Genomic DNA, 18,701 nt, shown 5'->3' with positions numbered 1-18,701 from the left:
AGGCCGTCAGGCGGTGCGGCGGATGACGGCCAGGTACATTGCGTCGGTTCCGTGCAGGTGGGGCCATAGCTGGACGTCGGGGCCCTCGCCCAGGTGTGGTACGCCGGGGAGCAGCGGCCTGGCGTCGATCAGGTCGGCGGCCGGGAACTGCTTGAGGAGGTCGGCGACCACGGCCCGGGTCTCCGCGAGGTGCGGCGAACAGGTGGCGTAGCCGACGACCCCGCCGACCCGCACGGACTCCAGGGCGTTGCGCAGCAGCCCCCGCTGCAGGGGTGCGAAGCCGTCCAGGTCCTCCGGGCGGCGCCGCCAGCGTGCCTCGGGCCGTCGCCGCAGGGCGCCCAGACCGGTGCACGGCACGTCGACCAGCACCCGGTCGAAGCTTCCGGGGCGCCACGGCGGGCGTGTGCCGTCGGCGGCGACGACCTGGTACGGCCCGGGGTTCCCGGCGAGTGCCTGCTCCACCAGCCCGGCCCGGTGCGGCTGCTTCTCGGAGGCCAGCAGCATGGCGCCCCGCTCGGCGGCGAGCGCCCCGAGGAGCGCGGCCTTGCCGCCCGGACCGGCGCACCCGTCCAGCCACAGCCGGTCACGGCCCTCGACGGGGGCGTTGGCGAGCGCGAGGGCGACCAGTTGGCTGCCCTCGTCCTGGACACCGGCGCGGCCCTCGGCCACGGCGGGAACGGCGCCCGGCTCCCCGCCCTCGGACAACCGCACGGCGTAGGGCGACCAGCGGCCGGGAACGGCGGCCTCCTCGTCGAGCAGTTCGGTCGTCGTCGCCCGGCCGGGGCGGGCGACGAGCGTCACCTCGGGCCGTTCGTTGTCCGCCCGCAGCAGCTCCTCGATGCCGGCACGGTCGCCGCCCAGGGAGTCCCACAGCGCGGAGACGACCCACCGGGGGTGTGAGTGCACGACGGCGAGGTGGTCCTCGGGATCCTCGTCGTAGGGCGGCGCGACCCGTTCCAGCCAGCCGTCGAGATCGTCCTGCGCGATCTTGCGCAGCACGGCGTTGACGAACTTGGCCCGTCCGTCGCCGAGCACGACCCGGGCCAGTTCCACGGTGGCGGACACCGCGGCGTGCGTCGGGATCCGCGTACCGAGCAGCTGGTGCGCGCCGAGGCTGAGCACGTCCAGCACCGGCGGGTCCACCTCGCGCAGCGGCCGGTCGACACAGGCCGCGATGACCGCGTCGTACGTCCCCTGCCGGCGCAGGGTGCCGTACACCAGCTCGGTGGCGAAGGCGGCGTCCCTGGCGTCGAACTTGTCGGGTCCCTCGGCCTCCCGCGCCTTGCGCAGCAGCGGGGGCAGGACGAGGTTGGCGTACGCGTCCCGCTCGTCGACGGCCCGCAGGGCCTCGAAGGCGAGGATGCGGACGGGGTCCTTCTTGGGCCGGCGGTAGGGCTTGGCGGGCTTGCGGGGCCGACGGGGCTGGTCGCTCACGAAAAAGGTGCTCCGGAGGTGGGGTGAGGTGCGCGGTCCAGCCTACGTCGTGGCGGTCCCCGGGGGCGTCAGGCGCCGACGGTCTCCCCGGCGGTGATCCGCGCCCCGCGCGCCCAATCCGCCGCCCGCATCGGCTTCTTGCCCTGCGCCTGCACCCACAGCAGTTCGACGGCGTACGAGGCGGTGCCCACGTACACGTTGTTCTTGCCGACGGACAGCTGCCCGGGCGCGAGCTCGGTCATGTCCGGTACGGGGGCGGCCTGGACGATCTTCAGCCGCTCGCCCCGGAAGGTGGTCCAGGCGCCGGGCGCGGGCGTGCAGCCGCGCACCACCCGGTCGACGCGCAGCGCCGGGGTGTTCCAGTCGATGCGGGCGTCCTCGACGGTGACCTTGGGGGCGAGGCTGACGCCCTCGGCGGGCTGCGGTACGGGCTTCAGGGTGCCGTCCTCGATGCCGTCCATGGTCGCGGTGAGCAGGCCGGCGCCGGCGAAGGCGAGCCGGGTGAGCAGGTCGCCGCTGGTGTCGGTGGGGCGGATCTCCTCGGTGACGGTGCCGTAGACGGGTCCGGAGTCGAGGCCCTCCTCGATGAGGAAGGTGGCGGCGCCGGTGATCTCGTCACCGGCCATGATGGCGTGCTGCACGGGGGCGGCGCCGCGCCAGGCGGGCAGCAGCGAGAAGTGCAGGTTGACCCAGCCCCGGGCCGGGATGTCGAGGGCGGCCCGGGGCAGGAGGGCGCCGTAGGCCACGACGGGGCAGCAGTCCGGCGCGATCTCCGTGAGCCGGGCGAGGAATTCGGGGTCCTTGGGCCTGACCGGCTTCAGCACCTCGATCCCGGCCTCCTCCGCGCGCTCGGCGACGGGCGAGGCGACCAGCCTGCGCCCGCGCCCGGCGGGCGCGTCAGGCCGGGTGACGACGGCCGCCACCTCGTGCCGCCGGGAGGCGAGAAGAGCGTCCAGGGAGGGAACGGCGACCTCGGGGGTACCGGCGAAGACGAGCTTCATGGGGTGCGTAGGGCCTCTCGGGCGGGGGCGTCCAGGGACAGCGCACCAGTCTATGGGCCGGTGCCGCACCCCTGCGGCGCCCCCGCCGCCCTTCCAACGCCGGAGGGGCCGCATTCAGCCCCTCCGGCGTTTGAGGAGCGGGGTCTGGGGCGGAGCCCCAGGTCGGGACGGGAAGGGGCGGCGGGGGCGAGAAACAGGCCGCCCACCCGGCGGCCACGATCCGGTCGACCGCGGCGAACGCCGGTGCACATCTGCGCGGGGGCGTACGCATATGCCGCCACGCCCCCACCCCGTGACCCGCGGAGCGCCTACGCGTTGGTCAAGAAAGAGTTGACCACGGGCCCCGCAAGGGCTCATTCCTTTCAACGCCGGTTCGAGAGGCTTGTTCATGGCCGACCACGCAACCCACGACGCCCAGGCTCGTGCCAGCCTGCACTTGCTGGTGCGGGACATCGAGCGGGTCCGCCGGCAGGTGGACGCACTGCGCACGCTCACCGCCCAGCTGGGCAACGTCTACCGCCCGCGGCGCTCCGGCCCCTCCACGGGCTTCGTCGTCTACGGACGCGCCCCCGCCCCGACGGTCCGTCTCGCCCAGGAGCTGCGGGACAGTGTCGAGACCCTGGTCACGGCCGCCGTGGACTTCGACCGCTCGCTGGGCTTCTCGTGGGACGCGGTGGGCTCCGCGCTCGGAGTCACCAAGCAGGCGGTGCACCGCCGTTACGGCGCCCGCCGTGCGCCCGCCCAGACGTCCGCCGCCACCGCCACCGCCACTGCCACCGCGGAAGCCGAGCGCACGCCGGAGTCGTCGGGCACCCGCACGGTCAATGTGGGTGCCGGTGTCTCCACGGTGCCGACCGTCCCCGCCGCCCGCTCCATGCCGACCCAGCCCACGGCCGGCAGCCCGTCCCTCCGCGACGAGCCACGCCCCACGGTCCTTCCCGCCCCCCGCAACGGCTGACCCCCGCCCTCCCGGGCGCACCTCCCCGGGAGGGTGGGGCACGTCCGCCACCGGCACGGCGACGAGCGGGGCCCGCTCAGCCGATGTCCAGCGGGTCGATACGGACCCACACAGGGGCGTTGCCGCCCCGGGCCATGCGTGCCGCCTGCGCCGCCTTGAGCGCCGCGGCCAGCGCGGCGCCGTGGCCGGGGGGCACCCGGATCAGTGCCCGATCCCACTGCTCCCCGGGCGGGGGTGCGCCAGGGCGTCGCGGGCGGCCCGCCGGGGTGACCGGCAGGGGCACCGGGCCGAGGATCTCCGCCCGCGCCGGCAGCTCCACCGCGCGGAGGAACTCCGTCACCGTCTCGCCCGGCCCCGACACCGCCGCCATCCGCGACACCGGCGGGAAGCCCAGTTCCCCCCGCTCGGCCAGTTCCCGCACCGCGTGCCCGACCGGGTCCCACCGCACCAGCGCCTGCACCGGCCGCAGCGTCGGTTCCGCGACCACCACCACCGTGCCCCCCGCGGTCTGGGGACGCACCAGCGCCGCGGCGCCGATCCAGCGGCGCAGCGCCTCCTCCCCGGAGCGCAGGTCGGGCCGGCCCAGCATCGCCCATCCGTCCAGCAGCAGGGCCGCGGCGTACCCGCCCTCGGCCACCGGCTCAGCCCCGGGTGTGCTGACGACCAGCGCGGGCGCCCCCGGCACCGTGTCGAGGACGTGCTCGCGGCCCGAGGTCCGCACCGGAACGGCGGGAAAGGCCCGGCCCAGCTCCTCGGCGGTGCGGCGCGCGCCCACCACCTGGGCCCGCAGCCGGAAACCGCCGCAGTCGGGACAGTGCCAGCCGCTCTCCTCGCGCCCGCACCATCCGCACAGCAGATCGTCGGATCCCCGGGCCTCCAGCGGTCCGGAGCAGTGCCGGCAGCGCGCCGGGGCTCGGCAGTGGGCGCACGCCATCCGTGGCACGTATCCCCGCCGGGGCACCTGGACCAGGACCGGTCCATACCGCAGTCCCTCCCTGGCGGCCTGCCAGGCGAGCGTCGGGAGCCGCGCCGCGCGGGCCGCCTCGTCGCGTGAGAGGTCCTGGTCGCCCACGGTGCGCACCAGCGGTGCGGCCGCCCGTACCCGCTCCCTGCCCGCGACCAGCGGTCGTGCCCAGCCGGTGTCCACGAGCTGGGCGGCCTCCACGGTGCAGCTCCAGCCGCCGAGCAGGAAGCCGCACTTGTCCTGCGCCGCCCTCAGCAACAGCACCTCGCGCGCATGCGGCTGCGGGGCGTGCTGCTCGCTGTGGCTGTCGTCGCCGTCGTCCCAGATGGCGACCAGGCCGAGGTTCCGCACCGGCGCGAACATCGCCGCCCGCGTCCCGATGACGGCCCGCACGGATCCCCGCTGTACGGCGAGCCACTGCGCGTACCGCTTCTCGGGGCCGGCGTCGGCGGTGAGGACCGCGTGCCGTCCCTCCCCCAGCAGTCCGGTGAGGGCGGCATCCACGCGGGCGACGGTCCGTCCGTCGGGCAGGACGACCAGGGCACCGCGTCCGGAGGCCAGGGTCGCCGCGACGGCCCGGGCGAGTTCGTCGCTCCACTGCGGGCCGGGCAGCGCGTTCCACACGGCCCGGGGGGCGCCGCCCGAGGCCAGTGACTCAAGGAAGGCGGGGCCCTGCTCGTACCGCTCCCAGGAACGGGGGGCGGGCGCCGGGGGCGGGGGCTGCGGGGCGGGCGACGGCCGTTTCTCGGCGCGGGCGTTGCGCGGCGGCACGGCGAGCTGGAGTACGTCGGCGAGGCTGCCCGCGTACCGGTCGGCGACGGCGCGGGCGAGCGCCAGCAGTTCCTCGTCGAGCACCCGCTCGGGTGAGACGACCTGGGCCAGGGCCGCCAGGGGCCCCGCGTAGTCGGACTCGGCGCGCCGCTCGACGAGGAATCCGTCGATCAACCCGCCGCCCTCGCGGCGGCCCTCGCGCACCCGGTGCCGGCCGGCGCCGAACCGCACCCGGACCCGGACGCCCGGCTGGGCATCGGCGTCCAGTTCCTCGGGCACGGCGTAGTCGAAGTAGCGGTCGAGGTGGAGCACGCCCTTGTCGACGAGGACCCGGGCGACGGGCAGCTCCTTGGCGAGCGCGGCGCCCCGCCAGGTGCGCGGTTTGGCGCGCGGCGTCGTGGCCTTGCGCACGCTCTCCCGGATGAGCGCGAGCTGCTCCGGCGGGGCGCCCTCCGCGCCGCCGTCCGCCTGTCCGTTGTCGCTGCTCACGCTTGCATTCTTACAAACGCCTCGGACAGCGGCGCCGGGCCCGAGGTCGGTCTCGGGTACGGAGCTACGCCCGGAGGCGCTTCTGCCTTGGGCCGCTCGGCCATACCGGTCCGGGACCGGCAGCAGGATTCGAACCTGCGAGGGTCGTCACCCGGAAGGATCCGTGCCCTTCGCACCGGGCCGCGGCGCCGCCGCACTGCGAGGGTAGGGCGCGTCCATGCGGCGCGCACCCGGATATTCCGTGCAGCCCCACACCCGGATATGCGGTGTGCCCGGGTACGCGCCGAGGCCCGGCTCCCCGGTGAAGGGGGTGCCGGGCCTCGGCGGGTGACGGCGTGGGGTTACAGTCCCGTGGCCTTGCGGAGGGCATCGACGCGGTCGGTGCGCTCCCAGGTGAAGTCGGGCAGCTCACGGCCGAAGTGGCCGTAGGCGGCGGTCTGGGCGTAGATCGGGCGCAGCAGGTCCAGGTCGCGGATGATGGCGGCCGGACGCAGGTCGAAGACCTCGTCGATGGCCCGCTCGATCTTGTCCACCTCGACCTTGGCGGTGCCGAAGGTCTCCACGAACAGACCGACCGGCTCCGCCTTGCCGATCGCGTACGCCACCTGCACCTCGCAGCGGGCGGCAAGACCCGCGGCGACGACGTTCTTGGCGACCCAGCGCATCGCGTACGCCGCCGAGCGGTCCACCTTGGAGGGGTCCTTGCCGGAGAACGCGCCGCCGCCGTGACGGGCCATGCCACCGTAGGTGTCGATGATGATCTTGCGGCCGGTCAGGCCCGCGTCGCCCATCGGACCGCCGATCTCGAACCGGCCGGTGGGGTTCACCAGCAGCCGGTAGTTCTCGGTGTCCAGCTTGATGCCCTCGTCCAGGAGCGCCTTCAGCTCGGGCTCCACGACGAACTCGCGGATGTCGGGTGCGAGCAGTGAATCGAGATCGATGTCGCTCGCGTGCTGCGAGGAGACGACCACGGTGTCCAGACGGACCGCCTTGTCGCCGTCGTACTCGATGGTGACCTGGGTCTTGCCGTCGGGGCGCAGGTAGGGGATGGTCCCGTTCTTGCGCACGTCGGACAGGCGCTTCGACAGCCGGTGCGCGAGGAAGACGGGGAGCGGCATCAGCGTCGGCGTCTCGTCCGTCGCGTAGCCGAACATCAGGCCCTGGTCGCCGGCGCCCTGCCGGTCCAGTTCGTCGTCGTCGCCCTCGACGCGGGCCTCGTAGGCAGCGTCGACGCCCTGCGCGATGTCCGGGGACTGCGCGCCGATCGACACCGACACTCCGCAGGAGGCGCCGTCGAAACCCTTCTTCGAGGAGTCGTAGCCGATCTCCAGGATCTTGTTGCGCACCAGCGTCGCGATGTCCGCGTACGTCTTGGTGGTCACCTCGCCGGCCACATGCACCAGGCCGGTGGTGATGAGGGTCTCGACGGCGACCCGGGAGGCCGGGTCCTCGCGGAGCAGCGCGTCGAGGATGGTGTCGCTGATCTGGTCAGCGATCTTGTCAGGGTGACCCTCGGTCACGGACTCCGAGGTGAACAGACGACGGGACACAACGCTCCCTGGGGTTGCAGCGGCTGCTGGCTGATCATTGGTGGACGGCGGGGGCTGCACCCGACGCCGTCCGTGGAACAGTTTATCGGTCGCGCTTCACCGCGGGTCCCCCCGTCTCGTCTCACGAGAGCGCTGTGACCTGCGGCACGGGAATTCTCTCCGGGCCGGGCGAGGTTCGCCAGAGGAGCCACACCCTCGCGGGCGACGGTTTGCGGAGCCGCAGGCGACTGAATCACTCATCCCAGCCGGTCGGCCACCAGGTCCCAGACGGTTTCGGCCAGGGTCTCCTTCGGGCCGTGCGCGACGGGGGTCTCGCTGCCGTCCGCGCCCAGTACCACGGCCTCGCTCTCGTCCGCGCCGAAGGTCTTGTGCTCCCCCACCTCGTTCACCACGAGCAGGTCGCAGCCCTTGCGCTTCAGCTTGGCGCGGCCGTTGGCGAGCACGTCGTCGGTCTCGGCGGCGAAGCCCACGATCACCTGTCCGGGCCGCGCCCGGTCGCCGGAGATCTCGGCGAGGATGTCCGGATTCCGTACCAGGGTGACTGGCTCCGGCTCCCGGTCGTCCTTCTTCTTGATCTTCCCCGCCGCGTAGGCCGCCGGGCGGAAGTCGGCGACGGCCGCGGCCATGACCACCGCGTCCGCGTCGGCGGCGGCGGTCAGGACGGCCTCGCGCAGCTCCACGGCGGTTCCGACGGCGACGACGTCCACGCCGGCCGGGTCGGGCAGCGCGGTGTTGGCCGCGATCAGCGTGACGCGGGCGCCCCGGGCGGCGGCGGTGCGGGCGAGGGCGTATCCCTGCTTGCCGGAGGAGCGGTTGCCGAGGAAGCGGACGGGGTCGAGGGGCTCCCGGGTGCCTCCGGCGCTGATGACGACGTGCCGGCCTCTGAGGTCGGGTTCGCTGACTCCGCGGGCCAGCACCCGGCGGCAGACCTCGAAGATCTCCCCCGGGTCGGGCAGCCGGCCCTTGCCGGTGTCGGCGCCGGTGAGACGCCCGACGGCCGGTTCGATGACGACGGCGCCCCGTGCGCGGAGCGTCGCCACGTTGTCCTGGGTGGCCGGGTGCTCCCACATCTCCGTGTGCATGGCGGGGGCGAAGACCACCGGGCAGCGGGCGGTGAGCAGGGTGTTGGTGAGGAGGTCGTCGGCCAGCCCGTGGGCCGCCTTGGCCAGCAGGTCCGCCGTGGCGGGAGCGACGACCACCAGGTCGGCGTGCTGCCCGATGCGGACGTGCGGCACCTCGTGGACGTCGTCCCAGACCTCGGTGGAGACCGGGTTGCCGGAGAGGGCGGACCAGGTGGCAGCGCCGACGAAGTGCAGGGCCGAGGCGGTGGGAACGACCCGCACGTCGTGCCCCGACTCGGTCAGCCGCCTGAGCAGCTCACAGGCCTTGTACGCGGCGATGCCACCGCTGACCCCCAGAACGACGTTCGGCTTGTCCACCGTCTCTCCCCGGACCTCGGAATCGTGCAACCAACCCCCATGAGACACCACAGGCCCGGCAGGTGGACTGCCGGGCCTGTGGAAAAGTCAGCTGCGAGCTGATGGTACGACGAACTGACCGATTACTGGCCGGGGCCTTCGACGGCCTCGGAGGTCAGCAGTCCGGCGTTGATCTCGCGCAGGGCGATCGAAAGCGGCTTCTCGTGGACGTGGGTGTCGACGAGGGGACCGACGTACTCGAGCAGACCCTCGCCGAGCTGCGAGTAGTACGCGTTGATCTGGCGGGCCCGCTTGGCCGCGTAGATCACGAGGCTGTACTTCGAGTCCGTGGCCTCGAGGAGCTCGTCGATCGGCGGGTTGATGATGCCCTCGGGCGCGGAGATGGAAGAGGACACGCTCTACCTTCCGATGGATGGGAAAGATTCAGTCGCGAGACGACCGGTGAGTGGACCGCTGGGCGGTCGCTCACGATCACACGACGTTCATCAAGGCTAGCAGCTCGTGGGCCACGTCCTCGACGGAGGTGTTGACCAGGGTGATGTCGAACTCCGGCTCGGCCGCCATTTCGATCTTCGCGGCACTGAGCCGGCGCTCGATGACGTCGGCCGACTCGGTACCCCGGCCCGTGAGCCTGCGCACAAGCTCCTCCCAGGAGGGAGGAGCCAGGAACACCAGTTGGGCGTCGGCCATGGACTCGCGGACCTGCCGCGCGCCCTGGAGGTCGATCTCCAGCAGCACGGGCACCCCTGCCTCCAGGTGCTCCAGCACCGCCGCGCGGGGCGTGCCGTAGCGGTTGCCCGCGAACTCGGCCCACTCCAGCAGCTCACCGTTCGCGATCAGCTTGTCCATCTCCTCGTCGCTGACGAAGAAGTAGTGGACTCCGTGCTGCTCCCCGGGGCGCGGCTTGCGGGTCGTCGCCGACACCGAGAGCCAGACCTCGGGGTGTTCCTTGCGCATATGGGCGACGACCGTGCTCTTGCCGACCCCGGAGGGGCCGGAGAGCACGGTCAGCCGCGGACGTTCAGTCATGCAGCGATTATTCCAGCAATCGCGCAGTGCCCGGGACTCAGGAGCCCGTGCTGCCGAACTCGCGCTCCAGGGAGGCGATCTGGTTGGAACCGAGACCCCGCACGCGGCGGCTCTCGGAGATGCCCAGACGCTCCATGATCTGCTTGGCGCGGACCTTGCCCACGCCCGGCAGGGACTCCAGCAGGGCGGAGACCTTCATCTTGCCGATGACATCGTTCTCCTGGCCCTGCTTGATGACCTCGTGAAGGGAGGCGCCGGAGTGCTTGAGTCGATTCTTGACCTCGGCCCGCTCCCGGCGAGCCGCGGCGGCCTTTTCGAGCGCGGCTGCGCGCTGTTCAGGGGTAAGGGGCGGAAGAGCCACGCCTACGTCACCTCGGATGTCGAACTGTCGGATACGGACCGGTGAGGAACCTAGTCGCCCCACACCTGGGGAGCCACGAGCAACACGCTTGCCCGTTCTCCCCCACTGCCTGAAGGGCGTGGGAGATACCCCCACCCGTCGGAGACTAGCGGCCAACTCCGCCGGAGTCAGCGAGAACTGCGGAAAAGTCCTGGTCAGCCTCCGTCAGGCCGGACATTTAAGACATACTGCCCCCGATTTGCGGCTGTATCCAGAGTGCGACGACCATGGGATCCCTCGTCGACCGGTCTCAGGCGGCCGTCACGGCGGTCCGGATCTCCTCCGCGAACCGCTCCGCGGCGTCACGCAGAGCGACCGCGTCGGGACCGTGGCGCAACACACCCCGGCTGACGTTCGGCACGACGTTGCGCACCGCCCTCCCGAACACCGTCGGAAGGTCGGCCGCCGTGGCCCCCTGAGCGCCGATGCCGGGCGCCAGGATGGGTCCGCCCATGTCCAGCTCGTACGAGGACAGGTCGCCCAGCGTGGCGCCGACCACCGCGCCGAAGGACCCGAGCGGCTCCTCGCCGGCGTTCTCCAGGGCCAGGTGTCCGAGCATGGTCGCCCCGACGGTGCGCCCGTCGGCGCGGACCGCGTGCTGCACCTCCCCGCCCTCCGGGTTGGACGTCAGCGCCAGCACGAACAGTCCGGTGCCGTTCTCGCGGGCCAGGGCGACGGCCGGGCTGAGCGAGCCGTAGCCGAGGTACGGGGAGACGGTGAGCGCGTCCGAGAACAGGGGCGCGTCCTTGTGGAGGAAGGACTCCGCGTAGGCGGCCATGGTGGAGCCGATGTCACCGCGCTTGGCGTCCATGACAACCAGCGTGCCGGCCGCCCGTGCCTCCTCGACCGTCTTCTCCAGGACCGCGATCCCGCGCGAGCCGAAGCGCTCGAAGAAGGCGCTCTGCGGCTTGAGCACGGCGATCCGGTCCGCGACCGCCTCGACCACCGTGCGGCTGAACCGCTCCAGACCGGTCACGTTGTCGCTCAGGCCCCACTCGGCGAGCAGGGAGGCGTGCGGGTCGATGCCCACGCACAGCGGGCCCCGCTCGTCCATCGCGCGGCGCAGACGTGCGCCGAAGGGTTCCGAACCAGTCATGCCGTTGTCCTCACGTCGGCGCCGACCGCGTCGGCGAGCGTGGCGTAGGGGCTGGTGCGCAGCCGCGCGGTGAGCCCCTTGTGGAGGGAGCGGGCCCAGAAGGGGCCTTCGTGGATGAACGCGCTGTAGCCCTGGATCAGCGTGGCACCGGCGAGGATGCGTTGCCAGGCGTCCTCGGCGTTCTCGATGCCGCCGACGCCGATCAGGGTGATCCGGTCGCCCACCCGCGCGTAGAGGCGGCGCAGCACGTCCAGGGAGCGGGCCTTGAGGGGGGCGCCGGACAGGCCGCCGGTCTCTTTGACGAGGTCGGGATCGGAGGTCAGGCCGAGTCCCTCGCGGGCGATGGTGGTGTTGGTGGCGATGATGCCGTCCAGGCCGAGCTCCACCGCGAGGTCGGCGACCGCGTCGATGTCGTCGTCGGCCAGGTCGGGGGCGATCTTCACCAGCAGCGGCACCCGGCGGGCCGGAGCCGCGCGGTCGGCGGCCTCCCGGACCGCGGTGAGCAGCGGACGCAGGTGGTCCACGGCCTGGAGGTCGCGCAGTCCCGGTGTGTTCGGGGAGGAGACGTTGACGACGAGGTAGTCGGCGTACGGTGCGAGCCGCTCGGCGGACTTCACGTAGTCGGCGACCGCCTCGTCCTCCGGTACGGCCTTGGTCTTGCCGATGTTGACCCCGACCACGGTCCTGAAGACGGGCGTGCGGGAGGCCAGACGTGCCGCGACGGCGAGCGAGCCCTCGTTGTTGAAGCCCATGCGGTTGATCAGGGCCCGGTCGGCGACCAGGCGGAACAGCCGCTTCCTGGGGTTGCCGGGCTGCGGCTCCCCGGTCACCGTGCCGATCTCGACATGGTCGAAGCCCAGCATGGCGAGGCCGTCGATGCCGACGGCGTTCTTGTCGAAGCCGGCGGCGAGACCGAAGGGACTGTGCAGGCGCAGCCCGAGCGCCTCGGTGCGCAGCTCCTGGTGGCGGGGGGCGAGCACGGCGGCGACGAAGGTCCGCAGCACGGGGACGCGCGCGACGCGGCGGATCCAGCGGAAGGCGAGCTGGTGGGCCCGCTCCGGGTCCATCCGCCGGAAGAGCAGGCGGAAAAGGATGTGATACATCAGGAGTCCTCATACCGAGGGGGACACCGTTTCCGGGTCCCCCTCATCGGCGGCTAGGGTCCGCGCCCCGAAGGGGCGCCGGGAACTGCGCGACCAGCCACGGACGGCCCGCAGCGTTGAACTCGGCCTCTCCGCGGAGCGCTAGTCGCGGGCCGCGGTCAGATGTTCCGCGTGTTCCTGGAGTGAGCGGACTCCCACGTCCCCGCGGTTGAGCGCGTCGATCCCCTGGACGGCGGCGGCGAGCGCCTGGACCGTCGTCAGGCACGGCACGGACCGGGCCACGGCGGCCGTACGGATGTCGTAGCCGTCGAGGCGGCCGCCGGTGCCGTAGGGGGTGTTGACGATGAGGTCGACCTCGCCGTCATGGATGAGCTGGACGATGGTCTTCTCGCCGTTCGGGCCGGTGCCCTCGGAGTGCTTGCGCACGACGGTGGCGTTGATGCCGTTGCGCTTGAGGACCTCGGCGGTGCCCGAGGTGGCGAGCAGCTCGAAGCCGTGCGCCACCAGCTCGCGGGCCGGGAAGATCATCGAACGCTTGTCGCGGTTGGCGACCGAGATGAAGGCCCGTCCCTTGGTCGGCAGCGGGCCGTAGGCGCCGGACTGCGACTTGGCGTATGCCGTGCCGAAGACGGTGTCGATGCCCATGACCTCGCCGGTGGAGCGCATCTCCGGGCCGAGCACGGTGTCGACGCCACGGCCGTGGATGTCCCGGAAGCGGGACCACGGCATCACGGCCTCCTTGACGGAGATCGGCGCGTCCAGCGGCAGCTCGCCGCCGTCGCCCCGCGCGGGGAGCAGGCCCTCGGTGCGCAGCTCGGCGATGGTGGCGCCCAGCGAGATCCGCGCGGCGGCCTTCGCCAGCGGCACCGCGGTCGCCTTCGAGGTGAAGGGGACGGTGCGCGAGGCGCGCGGGTTGGCCTCCAGGACGTAGAGGATGTCCCCGGCCAGCGCAAACTGGATGTTGATCAGACCGCGCACCCCGACGCCGCGCGCGATGGCCTCGGTGGAGGCGCGCAGCCGCTTGATGTCGAAGCCGCCCAGCGTGATCGGGGGCAGGGCGCACGCCGAGTCGCCGGAGTGGATGCCGGCCTCCTCGATGTGCTCCATGACGCCGCCGAGGTAGAGCTCCTCGCCGTCGAAGAGGGCGTCGACGTCGATCTCTATGGCGTCGTCGAGGAAGCGGTCGACGAGCACCGGCCGGGAGGGGCTGATCTCGGTGGACTCGGCGATGTATGCCTCCAGCCGGGTCTCGTCGTAGACGATCTCCATGCCGCGGCCGCCGAGCACATAGGACGGCCGGACGAGGACCGGGTAGCCGATCTCGTCGGCGATGGCCTTGGCCTCGGCGAAGGTGGTGGCGGTGCCGTGCTTGGGGGCGGGCAGGCCGGCCTCCTTGAGGACCTGGCCGAACGCGCCGCGGTCCTCGGCGGCGTGGATGGCCTCCGGGGAGGTGCCGACGATCGGCACGCCGTTGTCCTTGAGCGCCTGGGAGAGGCCGAGCGGGGTCTGGCCGCCGAGCTGGACGACGACGCCCGCGACCGGCCCGGCCTGCCGCTCGGCGTGGACGATCTCCAGGACGTCCTCCAGGGTGAGCGGCTCGAAGTAGAGCCGGTCGGAGGTGTCGTAGTCGGTGGAGACGGTCTCCGGGTTGCAGTTGACCATCACGGTCTCGTAGCCGGCGTCGTGCAGCGCGAAGGAGGCGTGGACGCAGGAGTAGTCGAACTCGATGCCCTGGCCGATGCGGTTGGGGCCGGAGCCCAGGATGATCACTGCGGGCTTCTCGCGGGGCGCGACCTCGGTCTCCTCGTCGTAGGAGGAGTAGAAGTACGGCGTCCTGGCGGCGAACTCGGCGGCGCAGGTGTCCACGGTCTTGTAGACCGGGCGGATGCCCAGCACGTGCCGGACCTCGCGGACGACGTCCTCGCGCAGGCCGCGGATCTCGCCGATCTGCTGGTCGGAGAAGCCGTGCCGCTTGGCCTCGGCGAGCAGCTCGCGGGTCAGGTCGGGGGCGCCGGCCAGCTCGTCCGCAATCTCCTTGATGAGGAACAGCTGGTCGACGAACCAGGGGTCGATCTTGGTGGCCTCGAAGACCTCCTCGGGCGTGGCGCCCGCGCGGATGGCCCCCATGACCGCGTTGATCCGGCCGTCGGTGGGACGGATCGCCTCGCGCAGCAGCTCGGCCTTGTCACCGGGCTCGCCGACGAAGCTGAACTGGCTGCCCTTCTTCTCCAGCGAGCGCAGCGCCTTCTGGAACGCCTCGGTGAAGTTGCGGCCGATGGCCATGGCCTCGCCGACCGACTTCATGGTGGTGGTGAGGGTGGAGTCGGCGCTCGGGAACTTCTCGAAGGCGAACCGCGGGGCCTTCACGACCACGTAGTCGAGCGTCGGCTCGAAGGAGGCCGGGGTCTCCCGGGTGATGTCGTTCGGGATCTCGTCGAGGGTGTAGCCGACGGCGAGCTTGGCGGCGATCTTGGCGATCGGGAAGCCGGTCGCCTTGGAGGCGAGCGCCGAGGAGCGCGAGACGCGCGGGTTCATCTCGATGACGATGACGCGGCCGTCCTCAGGGTTCACCGCGAACTGGATGTTGCAGCCGCCGGTGTCGACGCCGACCTCGCGGATGATCGCGATGCCGACGTCGCGGAGCACCTGGTACTCACGGTCCGTCAGCGTCATCGCGGGCGCGACGGTGATCGAGTCGCCGGTGTGCACGCCCATGGGGTCGAAGTTCTCGATGGAGCAGACGACCACGACGTTGTCGTTCTTGTCGCGCATCAGCTCCAGCTCGTACTCCTTCCAGCCGAGGATGGACTCCTCGAGGAGCACCTCGGTGGTCGGCGAGAGGGTGAGGCCCTGGCCGGCGATGCGGCGCAGCTCGTCCTCGTCGTGCGCGAAGCCGGAGCCGGCGCCGCCCATGGTGAAGGACGGGCGGACGACGACGGGGTAGCCGCCGAGTTCCTCGACGCCCTTGAGGACGTCGTCCATGGAGTGGCAGATGTAGGAGCGCGCGGACTCGCCGTGCCCGATCTTGCCGCGGACGGCCTCCACGACCTCCTTGAACTGGTCGCGGTCCTCGCCCTTGTGGATCGCCTCCACGTTGGCGCCGATCAGCTCGACGCCGTACTTCTCCAGGACGCCGTTCTCGTGCAGGGAGATCGCGGTGTTGAGGGCCGTCTGGCCGCCCAGGGTGGGCAGCAGGGCGTCGGGCCGCTCCTTGGCGATGATCTTCTCGACGAACTCGGGGGTGATCGGCTCGACGTAGGTGGCGTCGGCGATCTCCGGGTCGGTCATGATCGTCGCCGGGTTGGAGTTGACCAGGACGACCCGCAGGCCCTCGGACTTGAGGACGCGGCACGCCTGGGTGCCGGAGTAGTCGAACTCGGCGGCCTGGCCGATGACGATCGGGCCGGAGCCGATGACCAGGACGGACTGGATATCGGTGCGCTTAGGCACGCTGGCCCTCCATCGGGACGGTGCTCATCAAAGAGGTGAAGCGGTCGAACAGGTAGGCGGCGTCGTGCGGGCCCGCTGCCGCTTCCGGGTGGTACTGGACGCTGAAGGCCGGCTTGTCGAGGAGGCGGAGGCCCTCGACCACGTTGTCGTTGAGGCACACGTGGGTGACCTCGGCGCGGCCGTAGGGGGTGTCGGAGACCGTGTCCAGCGGGGCGTCGACGGCGAAGCCGTGGTTGTGCGCGGTGACCTCGACCTTGCCGGTCGTACGGTCCTGCACCGGCTGGTTGATGCCGCGGTGGCCGTACTTCAGCTTGTAGGTGCCGAAGCCGAGGGCGCGGCCGAGGATCTGGTTGCCGAAGCAGATACCGAAGAGCGGGGTGCCGCGCTCCAGGACCGCCCGCATGACGGAGACCGCGTGGTCGGCAGCGGCGGGGTCGCCGGGCCCGTTGGAGAAGAACACGCCGTCCGGGTTCACGGCGTAGACATCGTCCACGGTGGCGGTGGCGGGCAGGACGTGCACCTCGATGCCGCGCTCGGCCATGCGCTGCGGGGTCATGCCCTTGATGCCGAGGTCGACGGCGGCGACGGTGTACTTCTTCTCGCCGATCGCGGGGACGACGTACGGCTCGGTGGTGGCGACCTCGGCGGAGAGGTCGGCGCCCGTCATCTCGGGCGCTTCCTTGACGCGGGCGAGCAGTGCCGCGTCGTCGTGCACGGCGTCGCCGCTGAAGATGCCGACGCGCATGGCGCCGCGCTCGCGCAGGTGGCGGGTGAGGGCGCGGGTGTCGATGCCGCAGATGCCGACGACGCCCTGGGCGGCCAGCTCCTCGTCCAGCGAGCGCGTCGAGCGCCAGTTGGAGGGCACGCGCGCGGGGTCGCGCACGACGTAGCCGGAGACCCAGATCCTGCGGGACTCCATGTCCTCGTCGTTGACGCCGGTGTTGCCCACGTGCGGGGCGGTCATCACGACGACCTGGCGGTGGTACGACGGGTCGGTGAGAGTCTCCTGGTAGCCGGTCATGCCGGTGGAGAACACCGCTTCGCCGAAGGTCTCCCCCACCGCCCCGTAGGCACGGCCGCGGAAGATCCGGCCGTCCTCCAGGACGAGTACGGCGGGAACCTTGGCGGTTCCCCTGGTGGAGGTTGTCATCGTGCGCCTTCCGTCTTGTCGATCATGTGCTTGTTGATCAGGTGGTTGAGGGCTTCCACCCACTCGGTGTGCTCGGCCGCGCGGTCGGAGCGGAACCCGGAGTCGATCAGCCGGTCGCCGTGCGCCCAGGTGACGACCAGCAGCCCGCCCTCGGTGAGGACCTTGCCGGCGATCCCCTTGTCGAGCCGGGCCTCGCGCAGCGCGCCGGCCGGGACGAAGAAGTCGTCCGCGCCGGGGCGCACCACGTCCAGTCCCGCGTCGGTGAGCGTCAGCTCGGCCCGGCTGCGGGTGCCCAGACCGTGCGCCACGATGCGGTCGAGCCACTGACCGGCGGTGGTCGAGCCGTGGTAGCGGCCGCTCATGGTCAGTGTCGCCGGACCGGGGTCGTCCGGCGCGGTGGGCAGCTCGGGCAGGTCGCTCTGGAGGGTGCCGCGCCACCTCCAGCCCTCGCGCATCAGCCAGTAGACGAGGGCGACGAAGAGGGCGAGTCCGACGACCCAGCCGATCCGGGCGGCCCAGTCGGTCACTTCCGCCGATTCCCTCTCGGCGGCCAGCAGGAGTACAGGTGTCACGTGAGCTTCCCGTCGACGAGCGTGGCCTTGCCCCGCAGCCAGGTGTGCGTGACACGGCCCGGCAGCTCACGGCCCTCGTAGGGGGTGTTGCGGCTGCGCGAGGCGAAGCCCGCGGGGTCCACGGCTCCACGGTATGCCGTGTCGACGAGGGTGAGGTTGGCGGGCTCACCTGCCGAGACGGGACGGCCGTGCCCCTCGGCCCGTCCGATGCGCGCCGGCTTGACGGACATGCGGTCGGCGACGCCGGCCCAGTCCAGCAGGCCGGTGTCGACCATCGTCTCCTGGACCACCGACAGCGCCGTCTCCAGGCCGACCATGCCCATGGCGGCGGCGGCCCACTCGCAGTCCTTGTCCTCGTGCGGGTGCGGGGCGTGGTCCGTGGCGACGATGTCGATGGTGCCGTCGGCCAGCGCCTCGCGCAGGGCCATGACGTCGCGCTCGGTGCGCAGCGGCGGGTTGACCTTGTAGACCGGGTTGTAGGACCGGACCAGCTCGTCGGTGAGGAGGAGGTGGTGCGGGGTGACCTCGGCGGTGACGTCGATGCCGCGGGACTTGGCCCACCGCACGATCTCGACACTGCCCGCCGTGGACAGGTGGCAGATGTGCACGCGGGAGCCGACGTGCTCGGCGAGCAGCACGTCCCGGGCGATGATCGACTCCTCGGCGACGGCCGGCCAGCCGCCCAGCCCCAGCTCGGCGGAGACGACGCCTTCGTTCATCTGGGCGCCCTCGGTGAGGCGGGGCTCCTGCGCGTGCTGGGCGACGACGCCGCCGAAGGCCTTCACGTACTCCAGGGCGCGGCGCATGATCACCGCGTCGTGGACGCACTTGCCGTCGTCGGAGAAGACGGTGACGCCCGCCGCGGACTCGTGCATCGCGCCCAGTTCGGCGAGCTTCTGCCCCTCCAGGCCGACGGTGACCGCGCCGATGGGCCGTACGTCGCAGTAGCCGTGCTCCTTGCCGAGCCGCCAGACCTGCTCCACCACGCCGGCGGTGTCGGCGACCGGGAAGGTGTTGGCCATGGCGAACACGGCGGTGAAGCCGCCGCTCGCCGCCGCGCGGGTGCCGGTCAGTACGGTCTCGGAGTCCTCGCGGCCGGGCTCACGCAGGTGCGTGTGGAGGTCGACCAGGCCGGGGAGCAGGACCTTGCCTGCGGCTTCGACGATCTCGGTGTTCTCGGCGTCCTCTGTGGAGAGGTTTGGGGCGACCGCCTCGATGACGGCGCCGTTGATCAGTACGTCCTGCGGCTCGCCGCCGAGCACCCTCGCACCGCGGATCAGGATCTTGCTCATGGT

The 18,701-nt window shown here is 72.0% G+C and carries 15 protein-coding genes; 1 reads left to right on the top strand and 14 read right to left on the bottom strand.

Annotated features, from left to right (window positions below):
- Positions 1–6: 6 nt before the first annotated feature.
- Together AB0L56_RS09075 and fmt are read right to left on the bottom strand one after the other, a co-directional pair.
- The gene (locus tag AB0L56_RS09075; RefSeq protein ID WP_365420596.1) at positions 7–1,434 is read right to left on the bottom strand and encodes a transcription antitermination factor NusB; all 1,428 of its coding nucleotides are present in this window, start codon (positions 1,432–1,434) and stop codon (positions 7–9) included.
- 68 nt (positions 1,435–1,502) lie between these two features.
- A complete protein-coding gene (fmt, locus tag AB0L56_RS09070) occupies positions 1,503–2,435 on the bottom strand; it encodes a methionyl-tRNA formyltransferase (protein WP_361033324.1) in 933 nt (310 codons plus the stop codon).
- 388 nt (positions 2,436–2,823) lie between these two features.
- Here fmt and AB0L56_RS09065 point away from each other — a divergent pair, with 388 nt between their 5' ends.
- Positions 2,824–3,393 carry a hypothetical protein gene (locus tag AB0L56_RS09065; protein ID WP_365420593.1) on the top strand — a complete coding sequence of 190 codons (570 nt, stop codon included), beginning with the start codon at positions 2,824–2,826 and terminating at the stop codon, positions 3,391–3,393.
- Between the two features lie 76 nt (positions 3,394–3,469).
- Here the strand turns inward: AB0L56_RS09065 and AB0L56_RS09060 are convergent, their stop codons facing one another.
- The 12 genes from AB0L56_RS09060 to AB0L56_RS09005 all read right to left on the bottom strand — a co-directional run bounded on the left by AB0L56_RS09060 (position 3,470) and on the right by AB0L56_RS09005 (position 18,698).
- Complete coding sequence (locus AB0L56_RS09060) at positions 3,470–5,617, bottom strand: primosomal protein N' (protein WP_365420590.1); 2,148 nt, start codon at positions 5,615–5,617, stop codon at positions 3,470–3,472.
- Positions 5,618–5,958: 341 nt separating this feature from the next.
- Complete coding sequence (gene metK / locus AB0L56_RS09055; RefSeq protein WP_361033316.1) at positions 5,959–7,167, bottom strand: methionine adenosyltransferase; 1,209 nt, start codon at positions 7,165–7,167, stop codon at positions 5,959–5,961.
- A gap of 236 nt (positions 7,168–7,403) precedes the next feature.
- Positions 7,404–8,606 carry a bifunctional phosphopantothenoylcysteine decarboxylase/phosphopantothenate--cysteine ligase CoaBC gene (gene coaBC / locus AB0L56_RS09050; RefSeq protein ID WP_361033313.1) on the bottom strand — a complete coding sequence of 401 codons (1,203 nt, stop codon included), beginning with the start codon at positions 8,604–8,606 and terminating at the stop codon, positions 7,404–7,406.
- A gap of 122 nt (positions 8,607–8,728) precedes the next feature.
- Positions 8,729–9,001 carry a DNA-directed RNA polymerase subunit omega gene (rpoZ, locus tag AB0L56_RS09045; protein WP_004933985.1) on the bottom strand — a complete coding sequence of 91 codons (273 nt, stop codon included), beginning with the start codon at positions 8,999–9,001 and terminating at the stop codon, positions 8,729–8,731.
- Between the two features lie 76 nt (positions 9,002–9,077).
- Positions 9,078–9,635 carry a guanylate kinase gene (gene gmk, locus AB0L56_RS09040; RefSeq protein WP_361033310.1) on the bottom strand — a complete coding sequence of 186 codons (558 nt, stop codon included), beginning with the start codon at positions 9,633–9,635 and terminating at the stop codon, positions 9,078–9,080.
- A 37-nt stretch (positions 9,636–9,672) separates the two neighbouring features.
- Positions 9,673–9,996, bottom strand: coding sequence for an integration host factor (locus AB0L56_RS09035; RefSeq protein ID WP_003977346.1), 324 nt, complete (start codon positions 9,994–9,996; stop codon positions 9,673–9,675).
- Between the two features lie 289 nt (positions 9,997–10,285).
- Positions 10,286–11,131 carry an orotidine-5'-phosphate decarboxylase gene (gene pyrF / locus AB0L56_RS09030; RefSeq protein WP_365420581.1) on the bottom strand — a complete coding sequence of 282 codons (846 nt, stop codon included), beginning with the start codon at positions 11,129–11,131 and terminating at the stop codon, positions 10,286–10,288.
- Positions 11,128–12,234: a quinone-dependent dihydroorotate dehydrogenase gene (locus AB0L56_RS09025; protein WP_365420578.1), complete on the bottom strand. Its 1,107-nt coding sequence runs from the start codon at positions 12,232–12,234 to the stop codon at positions 11,128–11,130. Before AB0L56_RS09025 ends, pyrF begins: the two co-directional genes overlap by 4 nt.
- Positions 12,235–12,375: 141 nt before the next feature.
- Positions 12,376–15,684 (bottom strand): carbamoyl-phosphate synthase large subunit, encoded by a 3,309-nt coding sequence (gene carB, locus AB0L56_RS09020; protein WP_365420575.1) that lies wholly within the window; start codon positions 15,682–15,684, stop codon positions 12,376–12,378.
- Positions 15,677–16,834 carry a glutamine-hydrolyzing carbamoyl-phosphate synthase small subunit gene (gene carA / locus AB0L56_RS09015; RefSeq protein ID WP_361033298.1) on the bottom strand — a complete coding sequence of 386 codons (1,158 nt, stop codon included), beginning with the start codon at positions 16,832–16,834 and terminating at the stop codon, positions 15,677–15,679. Before carA ends, carB begins: the two co-directional genes overlap by 8 nt.
- Positions 16,831–17,406, bottom strand: coding sequence for a hypothetical protein (locus AB0L56_RS09010; RefSeq protein WP_365420572.1), 576 nt, complete (start codon positions 17,404–17,406; stop codon positions 16,831–16,833). The genes carA and AB0L56_RS09010 overlap by 4 nt, the downstream gene beginning before the upstream one ends.
- Positions 17,403–18,698: a dihydroorotase gene (locus AB0L56_RS09005; RefSeq protein WP_365420569.1), complete on the bottom strand. Its 1,296-nt coding sequence runs from the start codon at positions 18,696–18,698 to the stop codon at positions 17,403–17,405. Before AB0L56_RS09005 ends, AB0L56_RS09010 begins: the two co-directional genes overlap by 4 nt.
- Positions 18,699–18,701: the final 3 nt, after the last annotated feature.

Origin of the sequence: Streptomyces sp. NPDC052079 (assembly GCF_040680275.1) — a bacterium.
Lineage (GTDB): Bacteria > Actinomycetota > Actinomycetes > Streptomycetales > Streptomycetaceae > Streptomyces.
Note: the sequence above shows the minus strand (reverse complement) of the source record. Positions and strands in the feature narration are given on the sequence as shown.